This window comes from Wolbachia endosymbiont (group A) of Volucella inflata (genome assembly GCF_947250665.1).
Classification (GTDB): Bacteria; Pseudomonadota; Alphaproteobacteria; order Rickettsiales; family Anaplasmataceae; genus Wolbachia; species Wolbachia pipientis.
The window spans coordinates 997,865-1,022,644 of sequence record NZ_OX366338.1 but is presented as its reverse complement, the minus strand read 5'-3'; the positions used below and the strand labels follow the sequence as shown (position 1 = coordinate 1,022,644).

Sequence of the window (24,780 nt, the reverse complement as noted above, 5' to 3'; positions counted from 1 at the left end):
TCTAAGTGGAGAAAGTCACCTCTCCCCACTCGACTTCAAAACCGGACTTGTGACTTTCACCACATCCGGCTTCTCTCTAACTTGGTGTTTGTCATACATACTTCTCCATGTAATTAACATTTCAAAGCTTGGTAAATTTGTTTTTATAGCTTAAATACAGCATTCTCTATATTACTAGGCTCTGTGGACAAAAAATATGAAAAGAGAGAAAAAGATGGTAGTTTAGCCTAATAGGTAAAAAATGGAGAAACTACCATATGCAATATTACATCAAAGAGGAAAATTGGAAACAAATTTTAGAGTTCATAAAAAGCGTAAAAGGAATGCACAGCAAAGATGAAAAACGTTTAAGAATATTCATAGAGGCAGTGTGGTACATAGTGCGAAGTGGTTGCCAATGGAGACTTTTACCAAAAACTTATGGTAATTACAGGAGTATACATAAGCGATTTAAAAGATGGTGTGAAAGAGATGTCTGGAAAAAATTGCTTGAATATACTAAACAAGAGCCTGATTTAGAAGTTGCTATAATCGACGGTACGATCATCCGAGGCCATCCATGTTCATCTGGATATACAAAAAACTCCAAGGATCAAGAAGCTTTAGGGAGGAGCAAAGGTGGCTTTACAACTAAAATACATGCGCTTGTCGATGCACTTGGAAATCCACTTAAATTTACTCTGACTCCTGGTCAAAGAAATGAAATTACGCAGGCACAAGTGTTGACCGAAAGTATCTATAACTCTACTGTAGTAGCTGACAAGGGCTACGATAGCAATGCCTTTGTTACAAGTCTTGAAGACAAGGGATGTACAGTAGTTATTCCGCCAAAACGGAATCGAAAAGTGCAAAGGTATTACGATGAGCATATCTACAAAGAACGTCATTTGATTGAGTGTTTTTTTGGTAAAATTAAAAATTTTAGGCGCATTTTTTCCAGATTTGATAAAACTGCTGAGGTTTTTATGGGTTTTCTCAATTTTGTTGGAGCTCTTGTATGGCTTCTCTAAAATTTTGTCCACAGAGCCTAGCACTTCCATTGCTTTTTTTCTTAAATCATAACTATATGCTGCTGGCATACTTACCTTCACTACTATAAACTCTTATTTTAACCCGTTTGGACCATTATGAAAAGAGCTATATAATGCGGCTTGACAAATTTATTGTCATCTCAGACCGCGGAGAGAACCATATGCTACTTTTAACTTACGTGGAATTACCAAGGATTATGGAGAAGATATGCTGTTTTGATTTGTGTGAAAATTATTGTTGACTTATGTGCAATTAGAGAACCTAAGTCACTTTAGCTATAATTCAGAATTGAGAGCTTTTAATAACTCTCTAACTCCCACTTAGGTCTTGGTGCAAAATTGAGAGAATCTATATAGCTTTTCTGTAACATTTCAATTCCTGCCCATCCAACCATTATTGCATTATCTGTACATAGGTTGTTGGGAGGAAAAAATATGTTTAAGTTTATGTGTTGTTTTAATTTTTCTCTCAAGAAATTATTTGCTGCAACTCCGCCGGTAATCACAAAGTCATTGATTTTGATATTTAAAGATTCGGCCATAATAATCGCATTACTAACCCTGTCCAGCAGTATGTCACTAATACACTCTTGAAACGAAGCACATACATCACACACATCTTGCTCGCTCATTTTAAGTTCTTGCACTAAGTTTTTTACTGCTGTTTTAATTCCAGAAAACGAAAAGTTACATCCAGAACGTTTTATCATTGCCCTTGGCAATTTAAATCTTGCACCATTGCCTTTTTTAGCTAACTTTTCAATTAATGGCCCTCCGGGATAGCTTAAACCCAGCATCTTAGCAACTTTATCAAATGCTTCTCCTAGTGAATCATCGAGCGTTTCTCCAAGTTTTATGTATTTATCTACATCCTGTGCAATTAAAAATTGACAGTGACCACCTGATATTAGTAGGACTAAAAATGGAAATTTTACCTCATGCAGTAACCTAATAACCAATGCATGCGCTTCTAAGTGATTCACTGCAATGAATGGTTTTTGTGCTACATGCGCAATTGCTTTAGCCATCATTGTACCAACTATTAGTCCACCTATGAGTCCTGGTCCTGATGTTGCTGCAATTGCATTGAGGTCACAAAAGTTAAGGTTAGATTTTTCCACGGCGCTTTTTATTAGACCACTTAAATGCTCCATATGAGCACGTGAAGCTATCTCAGGGATCACCCCACCACGTTTTTTATGTTCTGCTTGGGAGAGAATTTCGTGAGCAAGGACTTGCTTGTCACTATTTACAATCGCTACTGCAGTTTCGTCGCAGCTTGTTTCAACAGCTAAAATGGTTTTCATGTATATTCGAGCACTTTATTATCAAAACTATATCTTGAAACGCTGTAGAAGTTAACTGCAAAGTTAACTTCTACAGCTAAAAGATTTACCGACAACCGTCATCCCGCTGCTTGTTAGCGGGATCTATACCGCGAATGAATCCAGTTATCTAAGTGGAGAAAGTCACCTCTCTCCACTCGACTTCAAAACCGGACTTGTGACTTTCACCACATCCGGCTTCTCTCTAACTTGGTGTTTGTCATACATACTTCTCCATGTAATTAACATTTCAAAGCTTGGTAAATTTGTTTTTATAGCTTAAATACAGCATTCTCTATATTACTAGAGAAGTCGTATTCATTCATACCTAACACTTAATGTTGGCTCATAACATATTAACCACTACTCACAACTTTACCTTCCAAATTACAGTGTCCACGTCAGCATATCCTAAACATTATTTTAGGCCTTGGCTTCTTAGACAATCCCTCATTATAGGTGCATACGGGTGGCTCCCTGCTTAAAGAATAAGAGCATCTATAATGTTACTCCGTTCCATGAAATTGTTTCATGTTAGACTTAGGTTCCAACTTTTTGCCGGGAGATGGGAAACATCTTAATCAGACCAGTCAAGTTCTAATTATCCACTTTCTCCGTACCTTTTGGTCTATGCGTTAACCAACCTTATTTCGCATATCGTTCGTTACGACAATTCAGGCATTGGTTCCTCTCGTAACCATATCTAACTCTGTTTGCAGGGATTCACTATAAGGTTTAGTGTTACCTGCTTTTATCTCATGCTTGCATCCTAGAGGTTGCCACTCTCTAAAATGTGAGACATACATTATCCCCGATGTCTAGGGAAGATGGAATTTAACCATCACAAAATCACGACTTTCGGGTCGCACCAACTGTACGAACATTATGATTTGAGAGCAATTTCCACTAGGAAGGTGTCATTCCAGTGCCTCTATGATGTCATCCCAGTGCTTGACACTGGGATCCAGCTTTTTCATAATCATCAAAATGTTGTATTTTTACATAAAATGGCTACTTTTATGCTTACCAACTTAATAAAATTCCTGGATCCTAGTGTCTGGGCACTGGGATGACACCCCACTGGTGGGAATTGCTCCCAAACTACAACGTTCGTACAGTTGTGGAATGAATCGCGGTATGACGGTTCGCGGCGGTATGACGTCTGGCCTGCACTATAAGCTAATCATCATCTCCAAATATAGAGCTAATTTTTTTGCCCCCAGGAAAAAATTTATTAGTCCAACTGCTTTGCACTTTGGTTACGTCTTTAGTGGCAGTTTTATTGCTGTATTCCTTGATTTCCTTATCTATTCTCTCCATCATTTGTGTATCAAGGTAGCTCTTTTTCCATTGGTCAGTAGCAAGGAACACTTTGTTTAAGTCTTGAGTGCGGATTAAGTATTCTTTATCTTTAGGGTAAACCTCCTGCGCCCAAGCAAATAGCTCAAAATAGCGTGCAAATAATTCAGATGCACGTGATTTTGCAGTTTGATAAGCCTGTATCTCCTTAAATATAACTTGGCCGATAATTTTCTGCACAAGAATATTTGCTTGCTTTAGGTTCTGCTCAATATCCTGGTAAACTTTATGGAGGAATTCCTGCTCCAAATTTAAGTTCAGTTCATTTTCAACCATGTGTGAAAGTTCATGCACTATAATGTATGGGTTTGACTTCCTCAGTACAATAACATATCTATTTACACTGGAAGACCTGATTTTCTTACACACTCCCTCTTCCATATCCACTAATCCCTCTTGGTATATTTCAAATGAGAGCCTATTTTGCTTTATTAGTGATAAAGTGAGGTTTAATGTGTTTCTAAACTTCTCAAATTGATAGAGATATTCGACATACCGTATTGCATTTTCACTGCTTCCTACTTGAGTTGCTTGTTTTATTAAATTCCTGATTAGCATACCTTATTATTAAAGGAATTTTTTTTATACTCAAGAATTGATTGGCTACAAAGTGTTTTTAGGAAGCCTGATTGCATAGCTAAAGTAATTCATGTTTACTGATAACCGTCATACCGCTGCTTGTCAGCGGGATCTATGGTGAGATACCGCGAATGAATCCATAGCTGTACGAACATTCATTTTTGAAGGTAAATTGCACAGCAAATGGTGTCATTCCAGTGCTCTTTTTTTGTCATCCCAGTCTGGGATCTATTTTGCATGTAACTCCAATTGTGTTTTGGCATAAAACGCGACACGTATTAGACTTATTTGCAAGCAAAGCTTGCTAGATCCAAGTAGTCAGGGCACTGGGATGACAGGGGAGGGAGGCTACTTGGATGACATCATAGGGGCACTGGAATGACACCATAGGGGCACTGCCGTCATAAAGGAACCAGTGTCAGCTACTTGGATGACAGCTAGCCTAACAACCGTCATCCCGCTGCTTGTTAGCGGGATCTAGAGATACCGCGGGGTTGTAAAGTATAGCTCTTTTCATAATAGTCCGGAAAGTTCATAGAAAAGCAGAATCAACAGCATGACGAAAAGATGTGAATAGAGGAATGTTTTTCCTAGCTCTGTTTTTTATAGCAAACCAATGATGCTCAATTTTGTTAAAATCGGGAGAATAAGGCGGTAGATATAAAATTTCTGCACCAACTCCTTTAGCAAGTTCAGTAATCTTATTAGACTTATGAAAAGTAGCATTATCAAGGATAACAGTTTGTCCAGGTTCCAAAATCGGTGTTAGGAACTGCTCAAACCATTTATTAAAGATATCCATATTACAGTGGCCTTCAAATGTTAACGGAACAACTATTTTTCTGCCGTTTAAGGCTGCAATCATACTGATTCGTTGAATTTTTTTACCAGATTTTAGAGCATAAAACCGCTGTCCTTTCTGAGAATATCCATAGGGATAGTCTTCGGTATTATCAATACCAGATTCATCTATATATACTAAGTTTTGAGGTTCTTTTGTTGCTATAATTTTCAAAAATTCAGCACGTTTTTCTTCATTCCTTTCTTTGTATCCATATGTCTTTTTTTGCGTGTGAGTCCAATTTTTTTAAGAGCTCGATGAATCGTTGGGATACTAACATTACTCCAAAGCTTAGCCATTTCCGATAGAGTTTTTCCACCATGTTTTTTGGCAAATTCAGTAAATTTATTCCAGTCGGTAATTTTGTGATTATAACCTCCATTTCCAAGTTTTTTCGACTGAAAATCTCCTGTTTCTTTTTTTCTTTGCTGCCACTCCCATAATGTAGTTCTTCCAATTTTAAATCTTGCTGCTACCGTTTCTCTGCTTTCCCCTTCGTCTAGCACTTCCATTGCTTTTTTTCTTAAATCATAACTATATGCTGCTGGCATACTTACCTTCACTACTATAAACTCTTATTTTAACCCGTTTGGACCATTATGAAAAGAGCTATAATTTTTTACATCTAATGCTCGGCCAGTGCCTGCATGATACCACGTATTATCTATACCAAGGTGTTCTGCTTGTAGATATTATACCAACAATCCACTATTTTTTTTATGTCTTGTGGTTTAGTTTCTGGACCTATACTGATTCTAATTGAACACTCTGCTTGCTCTTTTGTTGCCCCCATTGCAAGCAAAACATGGGAAGGCTCAACTTTTCCAGAAGAACATGCGGAGCCATTACTAACTGCAATATAATTCAAGTCAAAATGCATGAGCTGCACATCACTCTTTACTCCTGGCATATAAATAAAACTTGTGTTTGGCAGCCTCTTAGAGTTTTTACCGAAGATTCTTATGTCACTGGCAAGATTTAATAATTCACACTCTAATTGATCGCGTAGCTCCTTTACTTCATCCATTTTTGATAAAAGATCTGGAATATTTTGCAGTGCAGCAGAAAGGCCTGCAATTGCAACAATATTTTCCGTACCACCACGAAATCCCTTCTCTTGTCCACCACCTATTATAATAGGTTCTATCGCAAGTTCTTTATTGAATATTAAAACTCCACTGCCTGCTACACCGCCAAATTTATGGGCGGATAAAGTGAGTAAATCCACTCCTAAATCTTCCATATTAACTTTAATTTTCCCAACACTTTGAGCAGTGTCAGTGTGGCAAATTGCTCCAAACTTGTGTACTATTTTAGCTATTTCCTCAATAGGTTGAATAACTCCGGTTTCGTTATTTGCCATCATAACTGAAACTATTGCTTTGTTTCCTTTAAGTTCGCTTAGAATTTTTTCTAGCTCTAAAAAGTCAACAATGCCCTCCTGATTAACAGGTATTATATATGGATTACATGCAGAATTAAGAATTGAAGGATGCTCTATAGCTGAAATTATATGCAGGTAGCCTGCTATTCCTCTCATAACAAGGTTATTCGCTTCAGTTGCACCAGACGTAAAAACTATTTCTTTATCACTTGAGACGCCAATAGCACCACGTACGTTATCTCTTGCATCCTGAAGAATCTTCCTCGCTTCTTGTCCTCTTTTATGTAGTGATGATGGATTGAGCGTTTGTTTTAACAAGACCTCAAATATACTTTTTTTTACATTTTCACTAATTGGAGCAGTTGCATTGTAATCAGCATATACGCAACCACTATTTTCTAAAGAAAATGGACTCATCTGTCACTTAAATAAGTTTACCATCAACTATAACCAACTATGTACGTTAGCTTTAACACGATAAAAAATTTATTGCAAAAACAGCGAGATTAATACATAATTAATAACTCACGTCATCAATACCTGTCAAGCGGGTTCTTATTAGGAGTTATCATGGTTGAAGTTTTTTTAAATAATGCAACAAGAAAGATAGAAGGTGAATACCACCAAAGCAAAGATGCCAACGTGCCGGTTGTGCTGGTTTTACATCATCATCCTCAATATGGTGGTAATATGGATAGTAAAATTGTACATAGTACATATACGTCTTTTATCGATAACAATTTTTCTGCATTGAAAATTAACTTTCGTGGTGTGGGAAAATCTACCGGAACTTTTGATAAGGGTATAGGAGAATTAACTGACGCTGCGGTAGCCATTGATTGGCTTCAGGAACATAATCCTAGCAATGTTCCAATTTGGATCGCTGGTTTTTCTTTTGGAGCATGGGTGGCTATGCAGCTAACAATGCGCCGCCCTGAGATAGTGGGTTTTATTGCTCTTTCTCTTCCGGTAACTAAGTACGATTTTTCTTTTCTTTCTCCCTGTCCAGTTTCTGGGCTTATAATACAAAGCAGTAATGATACAATCTCAGAAGAAAGCGATGTAACAGAATTAGCAAAAAGGTTGATAAATTCAGTAAGAAGTGATCACATGAAATACCATATAATAGATGATACTAATCACTTTCTAAAGGATAAAGAAGAGGAAGTGACTCAAATCGTGGACAATTATATAAAACTGCGCTTGAATAGTGCAACTATTTCTTCTCAAAAGGTCAAAAAAGAGGTAAGGGTAAAAGAATATGTCTAATCTTTACAAACAAGAGAAATGAGTGTAGTAATATAAATGAAAAGGTTTTGTTATGTTTAAAAAGCTATTATTTTTTGTTTTAGCTGTGTTTATGTTATCGGGGTGTTCCCTAAGTAAACAGCGTAAGTTAAAAAGTCCGTGTATAAAAAGCAATGAAAGCATTTCATGCGAGTTGTACTCTGTTAATGATCATTGGTTAGATAAGTATAAGGCATAGAAATTGTGCTATTTTTCCTATTCACAACTTCACTAATGATCGATCTCTCAATTGGAAAATGCAGTCTGCCTTTTCTGTAAGGAGATGATTGTGTGTTACTATAAGCATAGAGCTGTTATTTTCCTTTACGTATGAATGTAGCAGTAAAAACACGTTAAAAGAATTTGTTGGATCTAAGTTTCCTGTTGGCTCATCTGCAAGTAAAAGCTTTGGAGAATTTACAATGCTTCTTGCAATTGCAACTCTCTGCCTTTCCCCACCCGAAACTTCAGATACCATGCTACTTGCTTTGTTTTCCAGACCAAATTTTTCCAACATTGCTTGCGAATTTTTTTTTGCTTCAGCTTTGCTTTTTCCTGCAATGAGTTGAGGAAGCATAATATTTTCCAACACCGATAACTCTTGTAACAAATAGTGAAATTGATAAACAAAACTAAGAAAATTTCTTCTTACATGAGTTTTATGCTTATTACTGGCTTGTGTGCAATTTATTTCATCTATCGTAACTATACCTGAAGTTGGCTTGTCCAACAAGCCTGCGATTTGCAATATAGTTGTTTTCCCTGCACCTGAATTGCCAATCAGCGCTACTACTTGCCCTCTTGTAACACTTAAGTTGATATCCTTTACAACAGCAGAATTGTCCTTGAAGCTTTTATCTACAGAAGTTAGTTCTAGTGCTACATTACCACCCATGTTTAAAAGACCTATAACCATACAAATGTTGTGCTTGCATAGCAAATGATAGTGCATGACCAGTGAAAAAGAAATAGAAGAATAAACCTCAGTGTCAAGTATACAACTATATGAACGTTGTGACTTGAGAGCACCCTCCACCAGAGAAGAGTGTCATCCCAGTGCTCCGACACTGGGATCCAGGAATTTTGATTGGACACTAAGTTGGTGAGCATAAAAGTAGCTAATCGTATGTTAAAACACAACGTTTATGATGGGATTTCGTAAAAGGCTGGATTCCAGTGTCACGCACTGGAATGACATCAAATTTTTGACTAAACTGAGAAGCTGTTGCCACAACCACACTGGGATTTAGCAAAGGCATTCTTTATTTGAAAACCAGAACCACTGAGATCCTCAGTATAATCTATAACTGAGTTATTTAAAAATTTTGCTGAACAATTATCAACCATTAATACAGGATTGCCATTTTCATCATTAATTACTATATCTTTACCTTTTTCGCTAAAACTGGAGTGGCTTCTATAGTCCTCGCTTTCTTCATAATCATCATCTTCGTCTTCGTCATCAAACTCATCATCGTAATCATCGTCTTCATCATCCAAAGATAGATTTTTATTCATTTGATCCATAAGAAAATTGTATTTGAAGCCAGAACATCCACCACCTGAAACTGCAACCCGTAAAATGGAACTCTTATCCCCCTCCTGCTCTGCAAGAGAGTGGATTTTTTTTAGTGCATTATCAGTTAAGTTGATGTTGTAATTTGTTGACATAGTAACCACCGTTTATTATTGATAACTTATTATAGTAGAAATTTTACATGTCAAACAATAATTTTCTATTAAATTATGCATGTTTTCCAAGCAAAACAAAAGGGAGATACTTCAAAGAGCCAGAAGATGAGAATCGCAGCTGCTTTCAGCGTGATAGGGACCGTATCATTCACTCTAATGCGTTTAGAAAGTTGGAGTACAAAACACAAGTTTTTATCAATTATGAGCACGACTACTATCGCACTCGGCTTACTCATAGCCTTGAAGTTGCACAAATTGCAAGGTCCATTGCGCGTAGACTTGGCTTAAATGAGGATATCACTGAATGCATAGCGCTCGCACATGATCTTGGTCATCCTCCATTTGGTCATGCAGGTGAAGATGCTCTAAAGAAATCAGTTCAAGATTTCAATCTTGATAACGAGAAGTATGAGTTTGATCATAATGTTCAAGCTATAAGGATTTTAACTTATCTTGAACAAAAACATGCTGATTTTTATGGTATGAATTTAAGTTGGGAGGTGATTGAAGGAGTTGCAAAACATAACGGTCCCTTGCTTGGTCAAAATGCGGAGTCTTCTACAAGTAATCAGCTGTTATTAGAATACAACAAAAAATATGATCTAAAACTTGAAGAATTTTCAAGCATTGAAGCGCAAGTTGCTTCAATTGCAGATGATATTGCTTACAGTGTTCACGATCTTGATGATGCACTCAGGGCGAATTTAGTAACCATCGAAGATTTGCTGAATGTTCCTTTAATTGAAAAAATGTTTAAAGACATAAGGAGCAGATATTCAGAATTGCCTCAAAGCAAACTCATACATGAATCACTGAGTGGAACTATAGGAACTATGATAAGTGATGTTGTTTCTCAGACTGAAAGAAATATTGAAGATCACAAAATAAAAAGCGTAGAAGACGTAAGAAGTCTAAATAAAATGCTAGTCACATTTTCACCAGAAGTTGCGAATGCTACAAAAGAAATGAAAAGATTCAACATGGAGAAAATATACAGAAGCTATAAACTGAGTAGAACGATGAACAAAGCAAAACGCATAATACAGGAACTCTTTCAATGTTTTTATGAAAACCCAGGATTACTTCCCACAGAGTGGAGCAAACTCGCTTGTGAATCTCAGCGTTCAGTAATAATATGTGACTATATCTCAGGTATGACAGATAGATTTGCTATACACGAGCACAGAAGAATTTTTGATACCTCATACGAAATGACTTCTTTCTAATGACTGATGATCATTTCATGTCAATTGCATTAAGGCTTGCAGAAAAAAATCTTGGAAATGTTGCACCAAATCCTGCTGTCGGGTGTGTTATTGTAAAAGATGGTACAATTGTTAGTGAGGGATATACAGGGATTGGTGGGCGTCCGCATGCGGAGGTAGTCGCTTTGCAAAACGCTAAAGATTCAACTCATGGCGCAACTATATATATCACTCTTGAGCCATGTTGTCATCACGGAGTCACGGGGCCTTGCACTGCAAAAATCATAAAAGCTGGCATAAAAAGAGTAGTAATTGCAACTATTGACCCAGATAGTAGAGTTTCAGGTGGAGGCATTAAAGCTCTGAAAGAAGCAGGAATTGAAGTTGAGCAAGGTATTATGCAAAAAGAAGCAGAAGAACTGAATGTCGGTTTTTTCACCACTAAAGAATTACATAGACCATTTATAGCTTGCAAAGTCGCAACAACTCTTGACGGAAAAATCGCAACATTTACAGGCGATAGCAAATGGATAACAAGTGAAAATACGAGAAACTGGGTGCATGAGCTCAGAACGAAATATGATGCAATTATGATTGGCAGCAATACTCTTATTAATGATGATCCACTCTTAACTTGCAGATTACCAGGACTCGGAAGTAGATCGACAATCAGGCTAATTATAGATAGCCAAGGGAGATTAAAGGAAGAGCATAACATTGCAAAGACTGCAGATAAAGTAACAACTTGGGTGATAACGAATAAAGAAGTAAAAGAAAAAATAAAAAATATTAACTACTTGAAAGTCAATTCAAACGATGCAGGCAAAGCCTGCCTAAAGGACATGGCATTAAAACTTGTTTCAGAAATCGGTATAACAAGGTTATTAGTTGAAGGTGGAGGAGTGTTAATCACAGAACTATTAAAGTGTAATTTAATCGACAGGTTGATAATATGCCGCAGTGGTAAAATTTTAGGCAATGATGCCACTCCTTTTGTAGGAGATTTAGGGATTCAATTCATTAACAACTGTTATCAGTTTAAAAAAACAAAGATAATAGAGTTTAGTGAGGATATAGTTGAGGTTTGGGATAGGTCGTCATAATCCTTACATACTCAAACAGTAAAAAAAAGGTATCCGTTCAGCGGAGCGGTAAAATAAAAAGTAGACAAGGAGTGCTAAAAACATAATATCACAAGTAGTATGTGTGGTAAATATGTCTGATCTACTAGCTAGTCTTCTCAAGCTCTGTGAAAGCTTTAAAATAGAGATAGAGCAACTAAAAGCAGAGATAAAGAGGTTAGAGATAGAAAACGAAAATTTTAGATCTGAGAATAAGGCGCTAAGAATCGAAAATGCTGAATTGAAAGAAAGACTAGGTCTGAATTCACAAAATTCATCGATACCGAGCTCAAAAGAGTTATACAAGCTAAAGAAGAAAAAGAAAAAAAGTGACAGGAAAATAGGGGCACAGATTGGGCATGAAGGAAAGTATCGCCCTAAAATGGAAGCAGATGAAGTGGTGAAAATAGAGTTCTTGCGAGTGCGGAGGAGAAATTGCGATATCGAAAGAGCCATACATTCATCAAAAAGTTGATTTGCCAGAAATTAAGCCTTATGTTGTGGAATACCAATGGCCGCTGTTGCAAGTGTGGAAAAAGAAAAAGTAGCAGGCTACCAGAAGGTGTTACTGCGGATACATTTGGTCCAAAAGTTAAGTCAACAATCGCGGCGCTGAGCGGATTTTACAAGAACTCGAAAAGAGAAGTAGCAAATATTATAAAAAATATTTTCAACCTGGACATCAGTGTTGGTAGCGTGTCAAATAGCGAGGCTAGAGTTGCAGAAAAATGCCAAGAAGCATATGAGCAAATCGAGCAAGAAGTAAGTAAAAGTGAAGTTCTGCATATCGATGAAACGAGCCATTATAACAAAGGTAAACTTGGTTGGTGCTGGATGTTTGCCAGTAATACAGCAAGTTTTATAAAATTGACAGAGTCAAGAGGAATGAAGGTTTTACAAAATAGTAAGTTCTGCAATCGCAATAGCTTAGTAGTAACCGACAGGTACGCAGCATACAACTACTTTGCCGATAAGAACAGGCAAATCTGTTGGGCACATTTATCAAGAGATTTTGAAAGATTAGCACATAGTTGAAGTTAAAGTTCTGGGCTGTTACTTAAGAAACGTAGCCACTGAATTATTTGCACTAAAAAAGGCCTTGCTAAAAAATGAGATAGATGTTTTTAGATTTACCAGACGTGCCAGAAAGTTGCGAAAACGTACAAGGTATTACTTGAAGGAAATTGTAAGTTAAAAACGTGATATAAAAGAGATAAGAGAGAAAGATAACCCTGCTCACTAGGAATAGGGCTATCACGGGCGTGCGCGACCGAAAGGAAATTGGTATTACAACCGTTGGTATCAAGGTACGCTAGCCCTATCTCTCGATACGTTTGAATAGTTGCTTGGGACATATATATGCACCCGTTTACAATCTTAAATTAACTAAAACTATCGAGGTTTATTATGGTTACATCTTATCAAAATTTTATTGGCATTGACATCGGAAAATTTAAAAATGTCGTTGCAATTCACAAACAGAAGAATGCTGTCGAATTTGATAATAATGCTTCTGGTTGGCAACAATTATTTCAAGAGTTTTCAGATATTCTACCTAATGCTTTAGTGACTTTAGAAAATACAGGGAAATATGAGCTTGGCTTATCACATTTTCTTACCGACAAAAATATTGCCGTGCATCGAGCTAATACTCGTAAAGTAAAAAGCTTTATTTTATCTCACGGAACTTTAGCAAAGTCTGATAGATCAGATGCAAGAGCTCTTGCTCAATATGGATTTGAACGCCATAGAACTATCTCTCTATTTGTACCTACCTCTACAGAACAATCAACTTTGGCTGCACTTTGTCAACGACGTGATGACATTACACAAATGAGAGTTCAAGAGAAATGTAGACTGAAAGCACCTGAAAACGAGCATATAAAAGAAAGTTGCCAAAAAACCATTGACTTTTTTAACGGTCAGATAAATGAGATCAATAATGCAATACAAAAAATCATTGATGAAAATCTAGAGTTACAAAAGCGCCAAAAAATACTTAGAACAGTACCGGGAATAGGTATCAGTTATCTCAAGATTTTGTATGCCTGATGCCAGAACTTGGCTACTTAAACAAAAAAGAAGTTGCAAGTCTTGCTGGAGTTGCCCCGCATCCAAAAGAAAGCGGTAAAACTATTGGTTACCGAAGGATAACAGGTGGTAGAAGCAATGTTCGTGCAAAGCTTTTTACTGCTGCTATGGCTGCTGCAAAGTCTAAATCTGTACTTGGTGCTTTTTATTCTGATCTCATTGGTAGAGGTAAAAAAAAGATGGTAGCTATAACAGCTCTAATGCGTAAAATTATAGTGATTGCTAATGCAAGACTTAAAGAAGCAGTCAACGTAAATTTTTAAAATCTGTATAGAAAATAGGTTGATGAATATGTGCGCCCACACAAATTTAAAGCACATATTCATCAACCATACGGTCCAAGCAGTGGTAGTTGTTTGATATAAATTTCTTTCTGTAGTAAACTAGGCTCTGTGGACAAAAAATATGAAAAGAGAGAAAAAGATGGTAGTTTAGCCTAATAGGTAAAAAATGGAGAAACTACCATATGCAATATTACATCAAAGAGGAAAATTGGAAACAAATTTTAGAGTTCATAAAAAGCGTAAAAGGAATGCACAGCAAAGATGAAAAACGTTTAAGAATATTCATAGAGGCAGTGTGGTACATAGTGCGAAGTGGTTGCCAATGGAGACTTTTACCAAAAACTTATGGTAATTACAGGAGTATACATAAGCGATTTAAAAGATGGTGTGAAAGAGATGTCTGGAAAAAATTGCTTGAATATACTAAACAAGAGCCTGATTTAGAAGTTGCTATAATCGACGGTACGATCATCCGAGGCCATCCATGTTCATCTGGATATACAAAAAACTCCAAGGATCAAGAAGCTTTAGGGAGGAGCAAAGGTGGCTTTACAACTAAAATACATGCGCTTGTCGATGCACTTGGAAATCCACTTAAATTTACTCTGACTCCTGGTCAAAGAAATGAAATTACGCAGGCACAAGTGTTGACCGAAAGTATCTATAACTCTACTGTAGTAGCTGACAAGGGCTACGATAGCAATGCCTTTGTTACAAGTCTTGAAGACAAGGGATGTACAGTAGTTATTCCGCCAAAACGGAATCGAAAAGTGCAAAGGTATTACGATGAGCATATCTACAAAGAACGTCATTTGATTGAGTGTTTTTTTGGTAAAATTAAAAATTTTAGGCGCATTTTTTCCAGATTTGATAAAACTGCTGAGGTTTTTATGGGTTTTCTCAATTTTGTTGGAGCTCTTGTATGGCTTCTCTAAAATTTTGTCCACAGAGCCTAGGGTTTTTGTTGCCAAAAATACATTTTTTAATTGAATAAAAATACAAAGTTATAAACAAGAGTTGTAATAAGACTAAATTCAAAAAATTAAAAAAAACATAGTTGATATCACATTTACCTGAAGCAATTGGAGCTTCTCGAGTTGCAAAAAATATTTTGAAATCTGAAAGAATAATGTGGAATTTTTTAGATGACCCAGAAAACATTCCGCTGACAAACAACCATGCTGAACAGCAGATACGGCATTATGTCGTTTATCGCAAAAATTCATATTTTACCCAATCGAAGCGGGGAAATGCATTCCTTGAACGGATAATTTCATTATACTTGACATGGAAACAAAGGGGTCTCAATCCTTTCCAAAACCTCTTATCTATCATCTCTCACACCGCTTAGCTGAACGGATACAACCCAAGAAAGGTTTTTCTACGTCATACCGTCGCGGTATCTCAGCATAGATTCCGCTAACGAGTAGCGGAATGACGAATTTGTTGTTTTTCAAATTGTAGGTAAACCTAAGCCACTTTAGCTATATAGGGTCACAACAATAGATTTTTAAGATCGTTTACGGCCTTCTTAATATCTTCAGCCTTGAATATCGCCGATCCCGCAACTAAAATATCTGCACCTGCTTTTATTATATCAGCTGCGTTAAAAAAGTTAATTCCACCATCTACTGAAATTTGTGTTTTAAGGTTACGCTCTTGTATCATTTTTTTTATAGTAGATATCTTGTTCAACTGTGAATGAATGAATTCCTGTCCTCCAAAGCCAGGGTTGACTGTCATAATCAGCACAATATCTAGCTCATGTATTATGTATTCAAGCACACTTGGAGAAGTTGAAGGAACAATTGAAACTCCAACTTGAATCGGTTTTTTTTCGTCGTTTACATTTTTGTATGACTTTATCTTTCTTATCAACCTCTCAAGGTGTGTCTCTGCTTCTGCATGTACAGTGATAATATCAGCACCAGCATTTATAAAGCTTTCAATGTGGTTACCAGGAGATTTGACCATTAAATGCACATCAAAAGGAAGATTGCTATATTTACGTATTGCAGAAACAACGCTAGGACCAATTGTAATATTTGGAACGAAATTCCCATCCATAACGTCTATGTGTATGTAATCCACACCTAAATCGCTAATTTTTCTTACTTCTTCCCCTAATTTTGCAAAATCTGCTGAAAGTATAGAAGGTGCAATTTTAATACTCATGAGCTGCCTTTTTTGCTAAAAAATAACTTATTTTTAAAACTCTGTCACCCTAAACACCATCTGAGTAGCTAGAGACCGATATCGGTATGCCTATTTAACTAGATTTTAAATTAGATAAAAAAAGGTAGTCTTGATAAAACTTATTTACAACAAGTTTTTTTACATTTGGACTTTCTGTTTGTTCTTTTTTGTACCCTAATTTATAGCTTATTGAATCCTTATATGAACTGATCGTTTTGTATGCTTTGTTCATCTCTCTAGGAAAGACGCCATTAGCAATTACGACGCATAACCCTGTAGCTGTTGCAAAAGCTAGAGTGGTAAACGCTAGATTTTGTAAAAAATTTCTTCCACTAACTTTTTTTTCCTGTATATTAGCAGAGTGTGATTTTTTTGACACTTCTTCTAGATGTTCATGCCATATGTGATTGCAGTTCGTACATTTTACCTTTCTTCCAGACGCACTAATTTGCTTAGGGGATACTAAGTAAGTTTTAGCACAACTATTACATTGTATTTTCATAGCACTTATATATAAGTAGTAACAAGCTCAAATGATACAGAACTATAAATTTAATATCAATATATATATAACAAATGGAAGGTTTGCAACTAAAAAAAACTGAGATAGAAGATATTTGGAAAAATAGAGAAAAATTTAATGACTGTAATCTAAAGAAAACAGCAAGAATAGCAATTAAAGAGGTAATTGAGCTCCTTGATAGTGGCAAAATTAGAGTAGCAGAAAAGCTATCAAGTGGAGAATGGATAGTACATAAGTGGATAAAGCAGGCAATATTACTACATTTTCTCACTGAAGAAAGCAAAATAATAGACAATACCAATTGCTGGTTTGACAAGATCGGTAACAAGTTTAGTGAATGGAATGAGGAGAAATTTCGCCAGTTAAAAATTAGAGCAGTTCCTGGGTGTTTTGTCCGCCGATCTGCTTATATAGGTACAAATGTTGTTCTAATGCCAAGTTTTATCAACGTTGGTGCATATGTTGATTCAGGAACAATGATAGATACCTGGTCAACGATTGGTAGCTGTGCGCAAATAGGAAAAAACTGCCATATTTCCGGTGGAGTGGGAATAGGTGGAGTTTTAGAGCCTATTCAAGCTTCACCTGTCATTATAGAAGATAATTGCTTTATTGGAGCACGTAGCGAGGTGGCCGAGGGTGTGGTAGTGAGAGAAGGATCAGTCCTTGGCATAGGTGTGTTTATTGGGGCATCAACAAAGATTATTGATAGAGAAACTAGCAAGGTATTTTACGGCGAAGTGCCACCTTATTCTGTAGTGGTACCAGGGTCTATTCCATCTAAAAATAATATTTCAACCTATTGTGCAGTCATAGTAAAAAAAGTGGATGAAAAGACGAGATCGAAAATCTCTATAAATGAAATATTGAGGGATTAAACTATATATCTGTAATATGACACAATATTACATAGTAAATGATGTCATTTCAGTACTTACTGTACGAACATTGTATAGCTCTTTTCATAATGGTCCAAACGGGTTAAAATAAGAGTTTATAGTAGTGAAGGTAAGTATGCCAGCAGCATATAGTTATGATTTAAGAAAAAAAGCAATGGAAGTGCTAGGCTCTGTGGACAAAATTTTAGAGAAGCCATACAAGAGCTCCAACAAAATTGAGAAAACCCATAAAAACCTCAGCAGTTTTATCAAATCTGGAAAAAATGCGCCTAAAATTTTTAATTTTACCAAAAAAACACTCAATCAAATGACGTTCTTTGTAGATATGCTCATCGTAATACCTTTGCACTTTTCGATTCCGTTTTGGCGGAATAACTACTGTACATCCCTTGTCTTCAAGACTTGTAACAAAGGCATTGCTATCGTAGCCCTTGTCAGCTACTACAGTAGAGTTATAGATACTTTCGGTCAACACTTGTGCCTGCGTAATTTCATTTCTTTGACCAGGAGTCAGAGTAAATTTAAGTGGATTTCCAAGTGCATCGACAAGCGCATGTATTTTAGTTGTAAAGCCACCTTTGCTCCTCCCTAAAGCTTCTTGATCCTTGGAGTTTTTTGTATATCCAGATGAACATGGATGGCCTCGGATGATCGTACCGTCGATTATAGCAACTTCTAAATCAGGCTCTTGTTTAGTATATTCAAGCAATTTTTTCCAGACATCTCTTTCACACCATCTTTTAAATCGCTTATGTATACTCCTGTAATTACCATAAGTTTTTGGTAAAAGTCTCCATTGGCAACCACTTCGCACTATGTACCACACTGCCTCTATGAATATTCTTAAACGTTTTTCATCTTTGCTGTGCATTCCTTTTACGCTTTTTATGAACTCTAAAATTTGTTTCCAATTTTCCTCTTTGATGTAATATTGCATATGGTAGTTTCTCCATTTTTTACCTATTAGGCTAAACTACCATCTTTTTCTCTCTTTTCATATTTTTTGTCCACAGAGCCTAGGAAAAACATTCCTCTATTCACATCTTTTCGTCATGCTGTTGATTCTGCTTTTCTATGAACTTTCCGGACTATTATGAAAAGAGCTATAATTTGTAGGCAATTTGTGTGGCAGGTGGTGTCATTCCAGTGCTTGACACTGGAATCCAGTTTTTCACGCAACCCCATCAAAAACGTAGTGTTTTAATATAAATGAGATTAGCTACTTTTATATTCACCAACCTAGCTGGATCCCAGTGTCAAGCACTGGGATGACAAGAGAGAAGGTATAGGAAAGACAGGAAGAAGATATTGGATGATAAGAGAGCAGTTTGCTATTTTTTGCTATCGCTTTTTTTATCATTATTACTAACCACAGTAATGGCATACGCACATAACTCTGAGAAAGAGACTCCATTTTCTTGAGATAGTTTATATAATTTTTGTAGACTTTCTTTTACTTTATTAGGAATATTCCCTCCACGTTCTTTTACAAGCCAGGAATCTTGATGATGAATTGGATGAGCATCACTTTTTGGATTTCCTATGTATATTGCAAAAGGTGAACTTTGTCCTTTGAAGTCACATTGTACAGTAAATTTTTTTATAGATTCGGCCATTTAAAGACCTCTACTTTTCTTTTTGGTCGATTTTATAGCAGGTGGAAGAGGTGGTTTCTTTATAAAATCTTGTCTATTGACAACACTTTCTCTACCTTCCAAAGCTCGGCGAACATCAGCTCTGCTTAATTGCGACTCTTTTGCTACCTTCATTCCATGCTTTGCCATAATATTAGCATATGCTAGTACTTTTTTTACCAATGCTAGATCACCATCTAGCATTTGAACTAGCACTTGAAACACTTCCGCTAAAGTTAGCCCATCAGCATTTATAACCTTGTTTTCTATAAAATTGACAGCTTCTTCAAATTTGTATTCAATACTATCATTTTGAGGTATAAGGGCAACATAATCGGTGTTTTTGTCGTCCATAACTGAAGCACTATTACTCACAAACTTAAGTTTATACTATATATATAAATACTCTACTATTTTATATTATGGCACGCTATAGTTAAACATTTATTAATAACATGCTCACTTATATACACGAATTAATTGACAAAAGTCAAGGATCAATATCCATCAGTGATTTCATGAATGCCGTTTTGTACCATGAAAAATACGGCTATTATACAAGTAAATTACCGCTTGGTAAGGATGGTGATTTTACTACCGCACCTGAGATCAGCCAATTATTTGGTGAAGTAATTGCAGTTTGGATAATGCATACATGGGAAAAATTAGGAAAGCCATCAAAATTTTCTCTAGTTGAACTTGGGCCAGGCAAAGGAACACTCATTCACGATATAATAAGAGTCACTAAAAAATACAGCAGCTTTTTTAATTCAATGTTGATCCACTTAGTTGAAATAAGCCCTACTTTACGGAAGATACAAAAGGAAAAATTAAAAAGCTTAGATGTTAATTGGCACAAAAATATTGACAACCTACCAGAACAACCAACCATTTTTTTAGCAAATGAGTTCTTTGACGCTCTTCCGATAGATCAGTTTGTATATCATGATGAGGGGTGGTATGAAAATATGGTGACAAAACAAGATGATGGCAGTCTCTTGGTGTCATGCCAGTGCGTGACACTGGAATCCAGAAAAAAAGAATCATGGATTCCAGTGTCAGCTACTCAGATGACAAATGGAAAATTTTTTAATGGTGCAGTGGTGGAAATATGTTCAGTTGGGGTTGAAATATTAAAAAAACTTGAGAAGAAGATATATAATAATAAAGGAGCTGCTTTGATTGTAGATTACGGTTATGTGTACCCCGCATATAAGAGCACTCTGCAATCGATAAAACAACATAAGTATGCTAATTTTCTTGAGAATGTTGGTAATAGTGATATTACCGCACTTGTAAACTTTCAAGCATTAAAAGATTCATTAAAACACGTAGATTGCGATATTTTAACTCAAAGAGAATTTTTATATCTTTTTGGCATAAAAGAAAGAACCCTGGCTTTAATGAAAAGCGCAAGTGATGAACAAAAGAATAGGATCTTTAGTGAATTCTTAAGGTTGACTGAAAATATGGGCACTCTTTTTAAAGCAATGCTATTGATATAGGGAGAGTAGACCGGCGGACCTTCCCCGCCAGCCTCTCGCAGAACTGTGCATGAAGTAGAGTGGGCAGCCAGCGAGTTACTTGTTAAGTACTTTTCCAACAACCCCTCTCCGAACCACGCATGATCGTTTCCGTATCACGTGGCTCTCCAATAATCTAACGTTTTAAGGAGTCACCATCATATTTTCCATATTGGATTTTCTTATGGCATTCATAACAAACAACAAGAGTTTTCCTCTGTCGTTCAATCATTCTCTTTTTCCATTCCGGTAGTTCAGTATTACGTTTACCTAGGCTCTGTGGACAAAATTTTAGAGAAGCCATACAAGAGCTCCAACAAAATTGAGAAAACCCATAAAAACCTCAGCAGTTTTATCAAATCTGGAAAAAATGCGCCTAAAATTTTTAATTTTACCAAAAAAACACTCAATCAAATGACGTTCTTTGTAGATATGCTCATCGTAATACCTTTGCACTTTTCGATTCCGTTTTGGCGGAATAACTACTGTACATCCCTTGTCTTCAAGACTTGTAACAAAGGCATTGCTATCGTAGCCCTTGTCAGCTACTACAGTAGAGTTATAGATACTTTCGGTCAACACTTGTGCCTGCGTAATTTCATTTCTTTGACCAGGAGTCAGAGTAAATTTAAGTGGATTTCCAAGTGCATCGACAAGCGCATGTATTTTAGTTGTAAAGCCACCTTTGCTCCTCCCTAAAGCTTCTTGATCCTTGGAGTTTTTTGTATATCCAGATGAACATGGATGGCCTCGGATGATCGTACCGTCGATTATAGCAACTTCTAAATCAGGCTCTTGTTTAGTATATTCAAGCAATTTTTTCCAGACATCTCTTTCACACCATCTTTTAAATCGCTTATGTATATTCCTGTAATTACCATAAGTTTTTGGTAAAAGTCTCCATTGGCAACCACTTCGCACTATGTACCACACTGCCTCTATGAATATTCTTAAACGTTTTTCATCTTTGCTGTGCATTCCTTTTACGCTTTTTATGAACTCTAAAATTTGTTTCCAATTTTCCTCTTTGATGTAATATTGCATATGGTAGTTTCTCCATTTTTTACCTATTAGGCTAAACTACCATCTTTTTCTCTCTTTTCATATTTTTTGTCCACAGAGCCTAGGAGCACCAAAAGCAATAACAGCTACTGCAAGAAAAATGGCATGCATATTTTATAGTATGCTCAAATACGGACAGGAATATGTAGAAAAAGGAATGGAATACTATGAAACACGCTATAAAGATAGAACTGTAAAAAATTTGATCAAAAAAGCGAGCGAATTTGGCTACATATTAGTTCAACAAGAAGAGTTAGTTGAGTGAGTTTCTTAGGAGAAGTTTAATACTCATAGTTTCAAGCATATACTGAAATATCTCATTAGCAATTGCAACATCTTGGCGTGGGGCTTTGCCGTGTTCTATAAACACAGAGATTGCATAGCGCGGGTTATGGTAAGGGCCATAGGCGATAAATAACTTATGACTTTCACCCTTAGAGTTTATTTCTGGTGTACCGGTTTTGCCGGCAATTTGTATACCGCTTAGCCCTTTCTTATAGGTTCCAGTTTTAGAATTCACCACGTCAAACATAGCTTTTCGAACTATGCTAAGATGCTCACAATCCACATCAATATCGGGAAAATCTTGTATCGTTTTACTCATCTCAATGTGGGGAATTACCTCTTTTCCTGTTGCAATCCTCGCTGCAAGAACTGCAAGCTGTAGTGGTGTTGTAAGCATATACCCTTGTCCTATAACTAAGTTGATAGTGTCACCTAAATACCACTGCGAATATAGCTTTCGTGTACGCCAATCTCTATCTGGCAACAACCCTGGAGCTTCTTCTTTAAACGTTCCAATCAGTGGCCCACTTCCAATACCAAATTTTCTGGCCATTTCTACTAGAGAGTCTACACTTATTTTTTTCCCTATATTATAAAAGTAAGTGTTGCATGATAATGCCATTGCTTCATTTAAAGATACATATCCATGGACTTTGCTTTTCAGGCAACGAAATTTCCGCTCGCCTATTTTCATATAGCCCTTACACGAGAATTTTTCTTCTGGTGTTATTATTCCATCTTTTAAAGCTGCAAGCGCAACTATTATTTTAAATATTGAACCAGGTGGAATCTGATATGATAACGCACGATTCACGAGCGGCAATGAAGGAGCATTCAAGCTCTCCCAAGTCTCATTTGATAGCCTGCTAGCAAAAAGATTATTATCGTAAGAAGGTGAATTATATAATGCTAAAATTTCTCCATTATTTACATCAATTACCACTGCGGAGCCTTGGTGATCTTTAAATACCTCTGCGATTTTCTCTTGCAGATTAATATCAATTGTCAGTTGTACATCTTGTCCGTTTTGTTGTGGTATGCTTGATAATTCTTTTATGACGCGTTTTTTAGAATTTATTTCCTGCTCAGATTTTCCTGACTTGCCTTTCAATATATGATCATATGTATATTCAATACCGCTGATTCCTACTTCGCTTATGCCTTGCTGTTTTTTTGTATATCCGATTACATGAGAACACATTGAACCAAACGGGTAATAACGTTTATAAAGAGCAGTTATTTTTTCTGACGATTTTGCTATTTTAGACTCGACTTCTGATAATGTCTGCAAATCAACTTCCTTACCAGAACCATCAAACAAAACAACATACGAAATTTTGTTTATTGCAAGTTCAACGCTATTCCTATCTAAAATTTTGCCTCGCTGAGGCATAATAGTAGCGACTCTTATTCTATTACTATTAGATAGTGCTTCGTACTTTTGTCTGTTTCGTATTTGTAAATCATATAACCTATAGCTAAAAACAGCGGAAATGGTAAGCTGAATACCGCCTAATATGAATGCTCTGCGGTTAAAGACTTTGTTTTTTGTCCACATAGGATTCCTTTAAAATGCACTTTTCCCCCTTCTTCTAATGACATACTTCTGGCTTTTACTACATTACAAACCCTTCTTTCCCACTCACTTAAGGTCACAAACTTATAACCTGATTTTTTTAGTATTTTTATAATATGAGGTAAAGCTTCAATTGTGTTTGACCTGTTATTGTGATCATGAAACAGTATAACTGCTCCATTATGTACATTACTTAAAACTCTTTCAACTAAAGTTTCTGGCTTATCACCTTGCCAATCTAGCGAATCAACCGTCCATAATATTGAATACATATTTAATTGATCAGTATTTTCAATCAGATTATCGTCATAACATCCATATGGCGGACGAAACCATTTTACATCTTGTTTTATTGCATTTTTAATTGCTGTATTTGTCTTTTCCAATTCTTGCAATTGTTCCTCACTTGAAAGTGATGTCAACTTCCTATGCGACCAAGAGTGATTGCCTAACTCATGACCTGATTCATGAATTTTCTTTACTATTTCAGACGTTTTTTTATTTATACGTTCACCAAGCACAAAAAACGTTGCTTTTGCTTCATAGATTTCCAGAACATTAATAATATCGTTTATTCTATTGTTGGAAGGCCCATCATCAAACGTAAGCGCAACAAACTTATCGTCGTTATTCAATAATTTTTTTATATTACTTAAATTTCTATATGATAGATCCAGATTACAACTGAGCCCACAGTATGGTAAATTAAAATTACAATCACTACAAAAAGCCGTACTTGAATATAGTAAGAAAAAAGTGATTATCCTTATAAACATTTGTAATCAGCAAAGTGATAGAATACTACACTTTTTTACTAAGTTAAGCCATCTTTAATTGCTGTAGCCTTTACTTCATCGCTTCTTTAATATATTGTATTAACAAT

The 24,780-nt window shown here is 36.2% G+C and carries 22 protein-coding genes and 5 pseudogenes; 11 read left to right on the top strand and 16 right to left on the bottom strand.

What is annotated here, in order from left to right:
* The first annotated feature begins 257 nt into the window (after nt 1-257).
* Nucleotides 258-1,010, top strand: a complete 753-nt coding sequence (locus OOK85_RS05285) for an IS5 family transposase (RefSeq protein WP_264702164.1) — start codon at nt 258-260, stop codon at nt 1,008-1,010.
* 320 nt (nt 1,011-1,330) lie between these two features.
* On the opposite strand, the gene tsaD is transcribed toward OOK85_RS05285, so the two are convergent.
* The 4 genes from tsaD to OOK85_RS05265 all read right to left on the bottom strand — a co-directional run bounded on the left by tsaD (nt 1,331) and on the right by OOK85_RS05265 (nt 6,936).
* Entirely contained in the window at nt 1,331-2,338 is a 1,008-nt protein-coding gene (gene tsaD / locus OOK85_RS05280) for a tRNA (adenosine(37)-N6)-threonylcarbamoyltransferase complex transferase subunit TsaD (RefSeq protein WP_264702599.1), read from the bottom strand.
* A 1,197-nt stretch (nt 2,339-3,535) separates the two neighbouring features.
* Complete coding sequence (locus OOK85_RS05275; RefSeq protein ID WP_264702597.1) at nt 3,536-4,273, bottom strand: WD_0702 family putative metalloprotease; 738 nt, start codon at nt 4,271-4,273, stop codon at nt 3,536-3,538.
* A gap of 553 nt (nt 4,274-4,826) precedes the next feature.
* Nucleotides 4,827-5,686, bottom strand: a protein-coding gene (locus OOK85_RS05270; RefSeq protein WP_264702431.1) for an IS630 family transposase whose coding sequence is annotated in 2 segments (ribosomal slippage) — nt 4,827-5,362 and nt 5,362-5,686 — 861 coding nt in all. Because the reading frame shifts where the segments join, the coding sequence is not laid out codon by codon here.
* Nucleotides 5,687-5,799: 113 nt separating this feature from the next.
* Entirely contained in the window at nt 5,800-6,936 is a 1,137-nt protein-coding gene (locus tag OOK85_RS05265; RefSeq protein WP_264702595.1) for a cysteine desulfurase family protein, read from the bottom strand.
* Nucleotides 6,937-7,089: 153 nt separating this feature from the next.
* Between OOK85_RS05265 and OOK85_RS05260 the strand changes: the two genes are divergently transcribed.
* Nucleotides 7,090-7,788 carry an alpha/beta hydrolase gene (locus OOK85_RS05260; protein ID WP_264702593.1) on the top strand — a complete coding sequence of 233 codons (699 nt, stop codon included), beginning with the start codon at nt 7,090-7,092 and terminating at the stop codon, nt 7,786-7,788.
* A 238-nt stretch (nt 7,789-8,026) separates the two neighbouring features.
* On the opposite strand, the gene OOK85_RS05255 is transcribed toward OOK85_RS05260, so the two are convergent.
* Together OOK85_RS05255 and OOK85_RS05250 are read right to left on the bottom strand one after the other, a co-directional pair.
* Nucleotides 8,027-8,701, bottom strand: a complete 675-nt coding sequence (locus tag OOK85_RS05255; protein WP_264704197.1) for an ABC transporter ATP-binding protein — start codon at nt 8,699-8,701, stop codon at nt 8,027-8,029.
* A gap of 314 nt (nt 8,702-9,015) precedes the next feature.
* Nucleotides 9,016-9,477: a HesB/IscA family protein gene (locus OOK85_RS05250; RefSeq protein WP_010081891.1), complete on the bottom strand. Its 462-nt coding sequence runs from the start codon at nt 9,475-9,477 to the stop codon at nt 9,016-9,018.
* A gap of 47 nt (nt 9,478-9,524) precedes the next feature.
* On the opposite strand from OOK85_RS05250, the gene OOK85_RS05245 reads away from it, so the two are divergent.
* The 6 genes and pseudogenes from OOK85_RS05245 to OOK85_RS05220 form a co-directional block, all read left to right on the top strand.
* Complete coding sequence (locus tag OOK85_RS05245) at nt 9,525-10,724, top strand: deoxyguanosinetriphosphate triphosphohydrolase (RefSeq protein ID WP_264702590.1); 1,200 nt, start codon at nt 9,525-9,527, stop codon at nt 10,722-10,724.
* Entirely contained in the window at nt 10,724-11,806 is a 1,083-nt protein-coding gene (ribD, locus tag OOK85_RS05240) for a bifunctional diaminohydroxyphosphoribosylaminopyrimidine deaminase/5-amino-6-(5-phosphoribosylamino)uracil reductase RibD (protein ID WP_264702588.1), read from the top strand. The genes OOK85_RS05245 and ribD overlap by 1 nt, the downstream gene beginning before the upstream one ends.
* A gap of 112 nt (nt 11,807-11,918) precedes the next feature.
* Nucleotides 11,919-13,010 (top strand): annotated as a pseudogene (locus tag OOK85_RS05235) (IS66 family transposase); the annotation flags it as partial.
* Nucleotides 13,011-13,231: 221 nt separating this feature from the next.
* Nucleotides 13,232-14,178, top strand: a pseudogene (locus OOK85_RS05230) (IS110 family RNA-guided transposase).
* 203 nt (nt 14,179-14,381) lie between these two features.
* A complete protein-coding gene (locus tag OOK85_RS05225; RefSeq protein ID WP_264702164.1) occupies nt 14,382-15,134 on the top strand; it encodes an IS5 family transposase in 753 nt (250 codons plus the stop codon).
* Between the two features lie 125 nt (nt 15,135-15,259).
* Nucleotides 15,260-15,550 (top strand): annotated as a pseudogene (locus tag OOK85_RS05220) (IS66 family transposase); the annotation flags it as partial.
* A gap of 143 nt (nt 15,551-15,693) precedes the next feature.
* On the opposite strand, the gene rpe reads toward OOK85_RS05220, so the two are convergent.
* The 3 genes and pseudogenes from rpe to OOK85_RS05205 form a co-directional block, all read right to left on the bottom strand.
* Nucleotides 15,694-16,374: a ribulose-phosphate 3-epimerase gene (rpe, locus tag OOK85_RS05215; protein ID WP_264337995.1), complete on the bottom strand. Its 681-nt coding sequence runs from the start codon at nt 16,372-16,374 to the stop codon at nt 15,694-15,696.
* 94 nt (nt 16,375-16,468) lie between these two features.
* Complete coding sequence (locus OOK85_RS05210) at nt 16,469-16,774, bottom strand: hypothetical protein (RefSeq protein ID WP_264704232.1); 306 nt, start codon at nt 16,772-16,774, stop codon at nt 16,469-16,471.
* Between the two features lie 27 nt (nt 16,775-16,801).
* Nucleotides 16,802-16,897, bottom strand: a pseudogene (locus OOK85_RS05205) (zinc-ribbon domain-containing protein); the annotation flags it as partial.
* A gap of 74 nt (nt 16,898-16,971) precedes the next feature.
* On the opposite strand from OOK85_RS05205, the gene dapD reads away from it, so the two are divergent.
* Entirely contained in the window at nt 16,972-17,796 is an 825-nt protein-coding gene (gene dapD / locus OOK85_RS05200) for a 2,3,4,5-tetrahydropyridine-2,6-dicarboxylate N-succinyltransferase (protein WP_264702585.1), read from the top strand.
* 205 nt (nt 17,797-18,001) lie between these two features.
* Here dapD and OOK85_RS05195 read toward each other — a convergent pair whose 3' ends face one another.
* The 3 genes from OOK85_RS05195 to OOK85_RS05185 form a co-directional block, all read right to left on the bottom strand.
* Nucleotides 18,002-18,754: an IS5 family transposase gene (locus OOK85_RS05195; protein WP_264702164.1), complete on the bottom strand. Its 753-nt coding sequence runs from the start codon at nt 18,752-18,754 to the stop codon at nt 18,002-18,004.
* A 394-nt stretch (nt 18,755-19,148) separates the two neighbouring features.
* A complete protein-coding gene (locus OOK85_RS05190; protein ID WP_064125056.1) occupies nt 19,149-19,433 on the bottom strand; it encodes a DUF2610 domain-containing protein in 285 nt (94 codons plus the stop codon).
* Nucleotides 19,434-19,805, bottom strand: coding sequence for a hypothetical protein (locus tag OOK85_RS05185; protein WP_406719968.1), 372 nt, complete (start codon nt 19,803-19,805; stop codon nt 19,434-19,436). It lies immediately after the preceding gene.
* A 101-nt stretch (nt 19,806-19,906) separates the two neighbouring features.
* On the opposite strand from OOK85_RS05185, the gene OOK85_RS05180 reads away from it, so the two are divergent.
* On the top strand, nt 19,907-20,956 hold the full coding sequence (locus OOK85_RS05180) for a class I SAM-dependent methyltransferase (protein ID WP_264702580.1): 1,050 nt from the start codon (nt 19,907-19,909) through the stop codon (nt 20,954-20,956).
* Between the two features lie 154 nt (nt 20,957-21,110).
* Here OOK85_RS05180 and OOK85_RS05175 read toward each other — a convergent pair whose 3' ends face one another.
* Both OOK85_RS05175 and OOK85_RS05170 read right to left on the bottom strand, forming a co-directional pair.
* On the bottom strand, nt 21,111-21,278 hold the full coding sequence (locus tag OOK85_RS05175; RefSeq protein WP_264702578.1) for an HNH endonuclease: 168 nt from the start codon (nt 21,276-21,278) through the stop codon (nt 21,111-21,113).
* Nucleotides 21,266-22,018 carry an IS5 family transposase gene (locus tag OOK85_RS05170; protein ID WP_264702253.1) on the bottom strand — a complete coding sequence of 251 codons (753 nt, stop codon included), beginning with the start codon at nt 22,016-22,018 and terminating at the stop codon, nt 21,266-21,268. Before OOK85_RS05170 ends, OOK85_RS05175 begins: the two co-directional genes overlap by 13 nt.
* A gap of 79 nt (nt 22,019-22,097) precedes the next feature.
* Here OOK85_RS05170 and OOK85_RS05165 point away from each other — a divergent pair.
* Nucleotides 22,098-22,301: pseudogene (locus OOK85_RS05165) on the top strand (IS110 family transposase); the annotation flags it as partial.
* On the opposite strand, the gene OOK85_RS05160 reads toward OOK85_RS05165, so the two are convergent.
* Nucleotides 22,290-23,879, bottom strand: a complete 1,590-nt coding sequence (locus tag OOK85_RS05160; protein ID WP_264702577.1) for a penicillin-binding transpeptidase domain-containing protein — start codon at nt 23,877-23,879, stop codon at nt 22,290-22,292. The pseudogene OOK85_RS05165 and the gene OOK85_RS05160 sit on opposite strands and share 12 nt — an antisense overlap.
* Nucleotides 23,834-24,673 (bottom strand): polysaccharide deacetylase family protein, encoded by an 840-nt coding sequence (locus tag OOK85_RS05155; RefSeq protein ID WP_319803663.1) that lies wholly within the window; start codon nt 24,671-24,673, stop codon nt 23,834-23,836. Before OOK85_RS05155 ends, OOK85_RS05160 begins: the two co-directional genes overlap by 46 nt.
* Nucleotides 24,674-24,780 lie beyond the last annotated feature (107 nt).

Excerpts from the sequence above, each read along its gene's own strand:
- OOK85_RS05285 (WP_264702164.1), top strand. The coding sequence starts at position 258 with ATGCAATATTACATCAAAGAGGAAAATTGGAAACAAATTTTAGAGTTC.
- tsaD (WP_264702599.1), bottom strand. The coding sequence starts at position 2,338 with ATGAAAACCATTTTAGCTGTTGAAACAAGCTGCGACGAAACTGCAGTA.
- OOK85_RS05275 (WP_264702597.1), bottom strand. The coding sequence starts at position 4,273 with ATGCTAATCAGGAATTTAATAAAACAAGCAACTCAAGTAGGAAGCAGT.
- OOK85_RS05265 (WP_264702595.1), bottom strand. The coding sequence starts at position 6,936 with ATGAGTCCATTTTCTTTAGAAAATAGTGGTTGCGTATATGCTGATTAC.
- OOK85_RS05260 (WP_264702593.1), top strand. The coding sequence starts at position 7,090 with ATGGTTGAAGTTTTTTTAAATAATGCAACAAGAAAGATAGAAGGTGAA.
- OOK85_RS05255 (WP_264704197.1), bottom strand. The coding sequence starts at position 8,701 with ATGGGTGGTAATGTAGCACTAGAACTAACTTCTGTAGATAAAAGCTTC.
- OOK85_RS05250 (WP_010081891.1), bottom strand. The coding sequence starts at position 9,477 with ATGTCAACAAATTACAACATCAACTTAACTGATAATGCACTAAAAAAA.
- OOK85_RS05245 (WP_264702590.1), top strand. The coding sequence starts at position 9,525 with ATGTCAAACAATAATTTTCTATTAAATTATGCATGTTTTCCAAGCAAA.
- ribD (WP_264702588.1), top strand. The coding sequence starts at position 10,724 with ATGACTGATGATCATTTCATGTCAATTGCATTAAGGCTTGCAGAAAAA.
- OOK85_RS05225 (WP_264702164.1), top strand. The coding sequence starts at position 14,382 with ATGCAATATTACATCAAAGAGGAAAATTGGAAACAAATTTTAGAGTTC.
- rpe (WP_264337995.1), bottom strand. The coding sequence starts at position 16,374 with ATGAGTATTAAAATTGCACCTTCTATACTTTCAGCAGATTTTGCAAAA.
- dapD (WP_264702585.1), top strand. The coding sequence starts at position 16,972 with ATGGAAGGTTTGCAACTAAAAAAAACTGAGATAGAAGATATTTGGAAA.
- OOK85_RS05195 (WP_264702164.1), bottom strand. The coding sequence starts at position 18,754 with ATGCAATATTACATCAAAGAGGAAAATTGGAAACAAATTTTAGAGTTC.
- OOK85_RS05190 (WP_064125056.1), bottom strand. The coding sequence starts at position 19,433 with ATGGCCGAATCTATAAAAAAATTTACTGTACAATGTGACTTCAAAGGA.
- OOK85_RS05185 (WP_406719968.1), bottom strand. The coding sequence starts at position 19,805 with ATGGACGACAAAAACACCGATTATGTTGCCCTTATACCTCAAAATGAT.
- OOK85_RS05180 (WP_264702580.1), top strand. The coding sequence starts at position 19,907 with ATGCTCACTTATATACACGAATTAATTGACAAAAGTCAAGGATCAATA.
- OOK85_RS05175 (WP_264702578.1), bottom strand. The coding sequence starts at position 21,278 with ATGGCTTCTCTAAAATTTTGTCCACAGAGCCTAGGTAAACGTAATACT.
- OOK85_RS05170 (WP_264702253.1), bottom strand. The coding sequence starts at position 22,018 with ATGCAATATTACATCAAAGAGGAAAATTGGAAACAAATTTTAGAGTTC.
- OOK85_RS05160 (WP_264702577.1), bottom strand. The coding sequence starts at position 23,879 with ATGTGGACAAAAAACAAAGTCTTTAACCGCAGAGCATTCATATTAGGC.
- OOK85_RS05155 (WP_319803663.1), bottom strand. The coding sequence starts at position 24,673 with ATGTTTATAAGGATAATCACTTTTTTCTTACTATATTCAAGTACGGCT.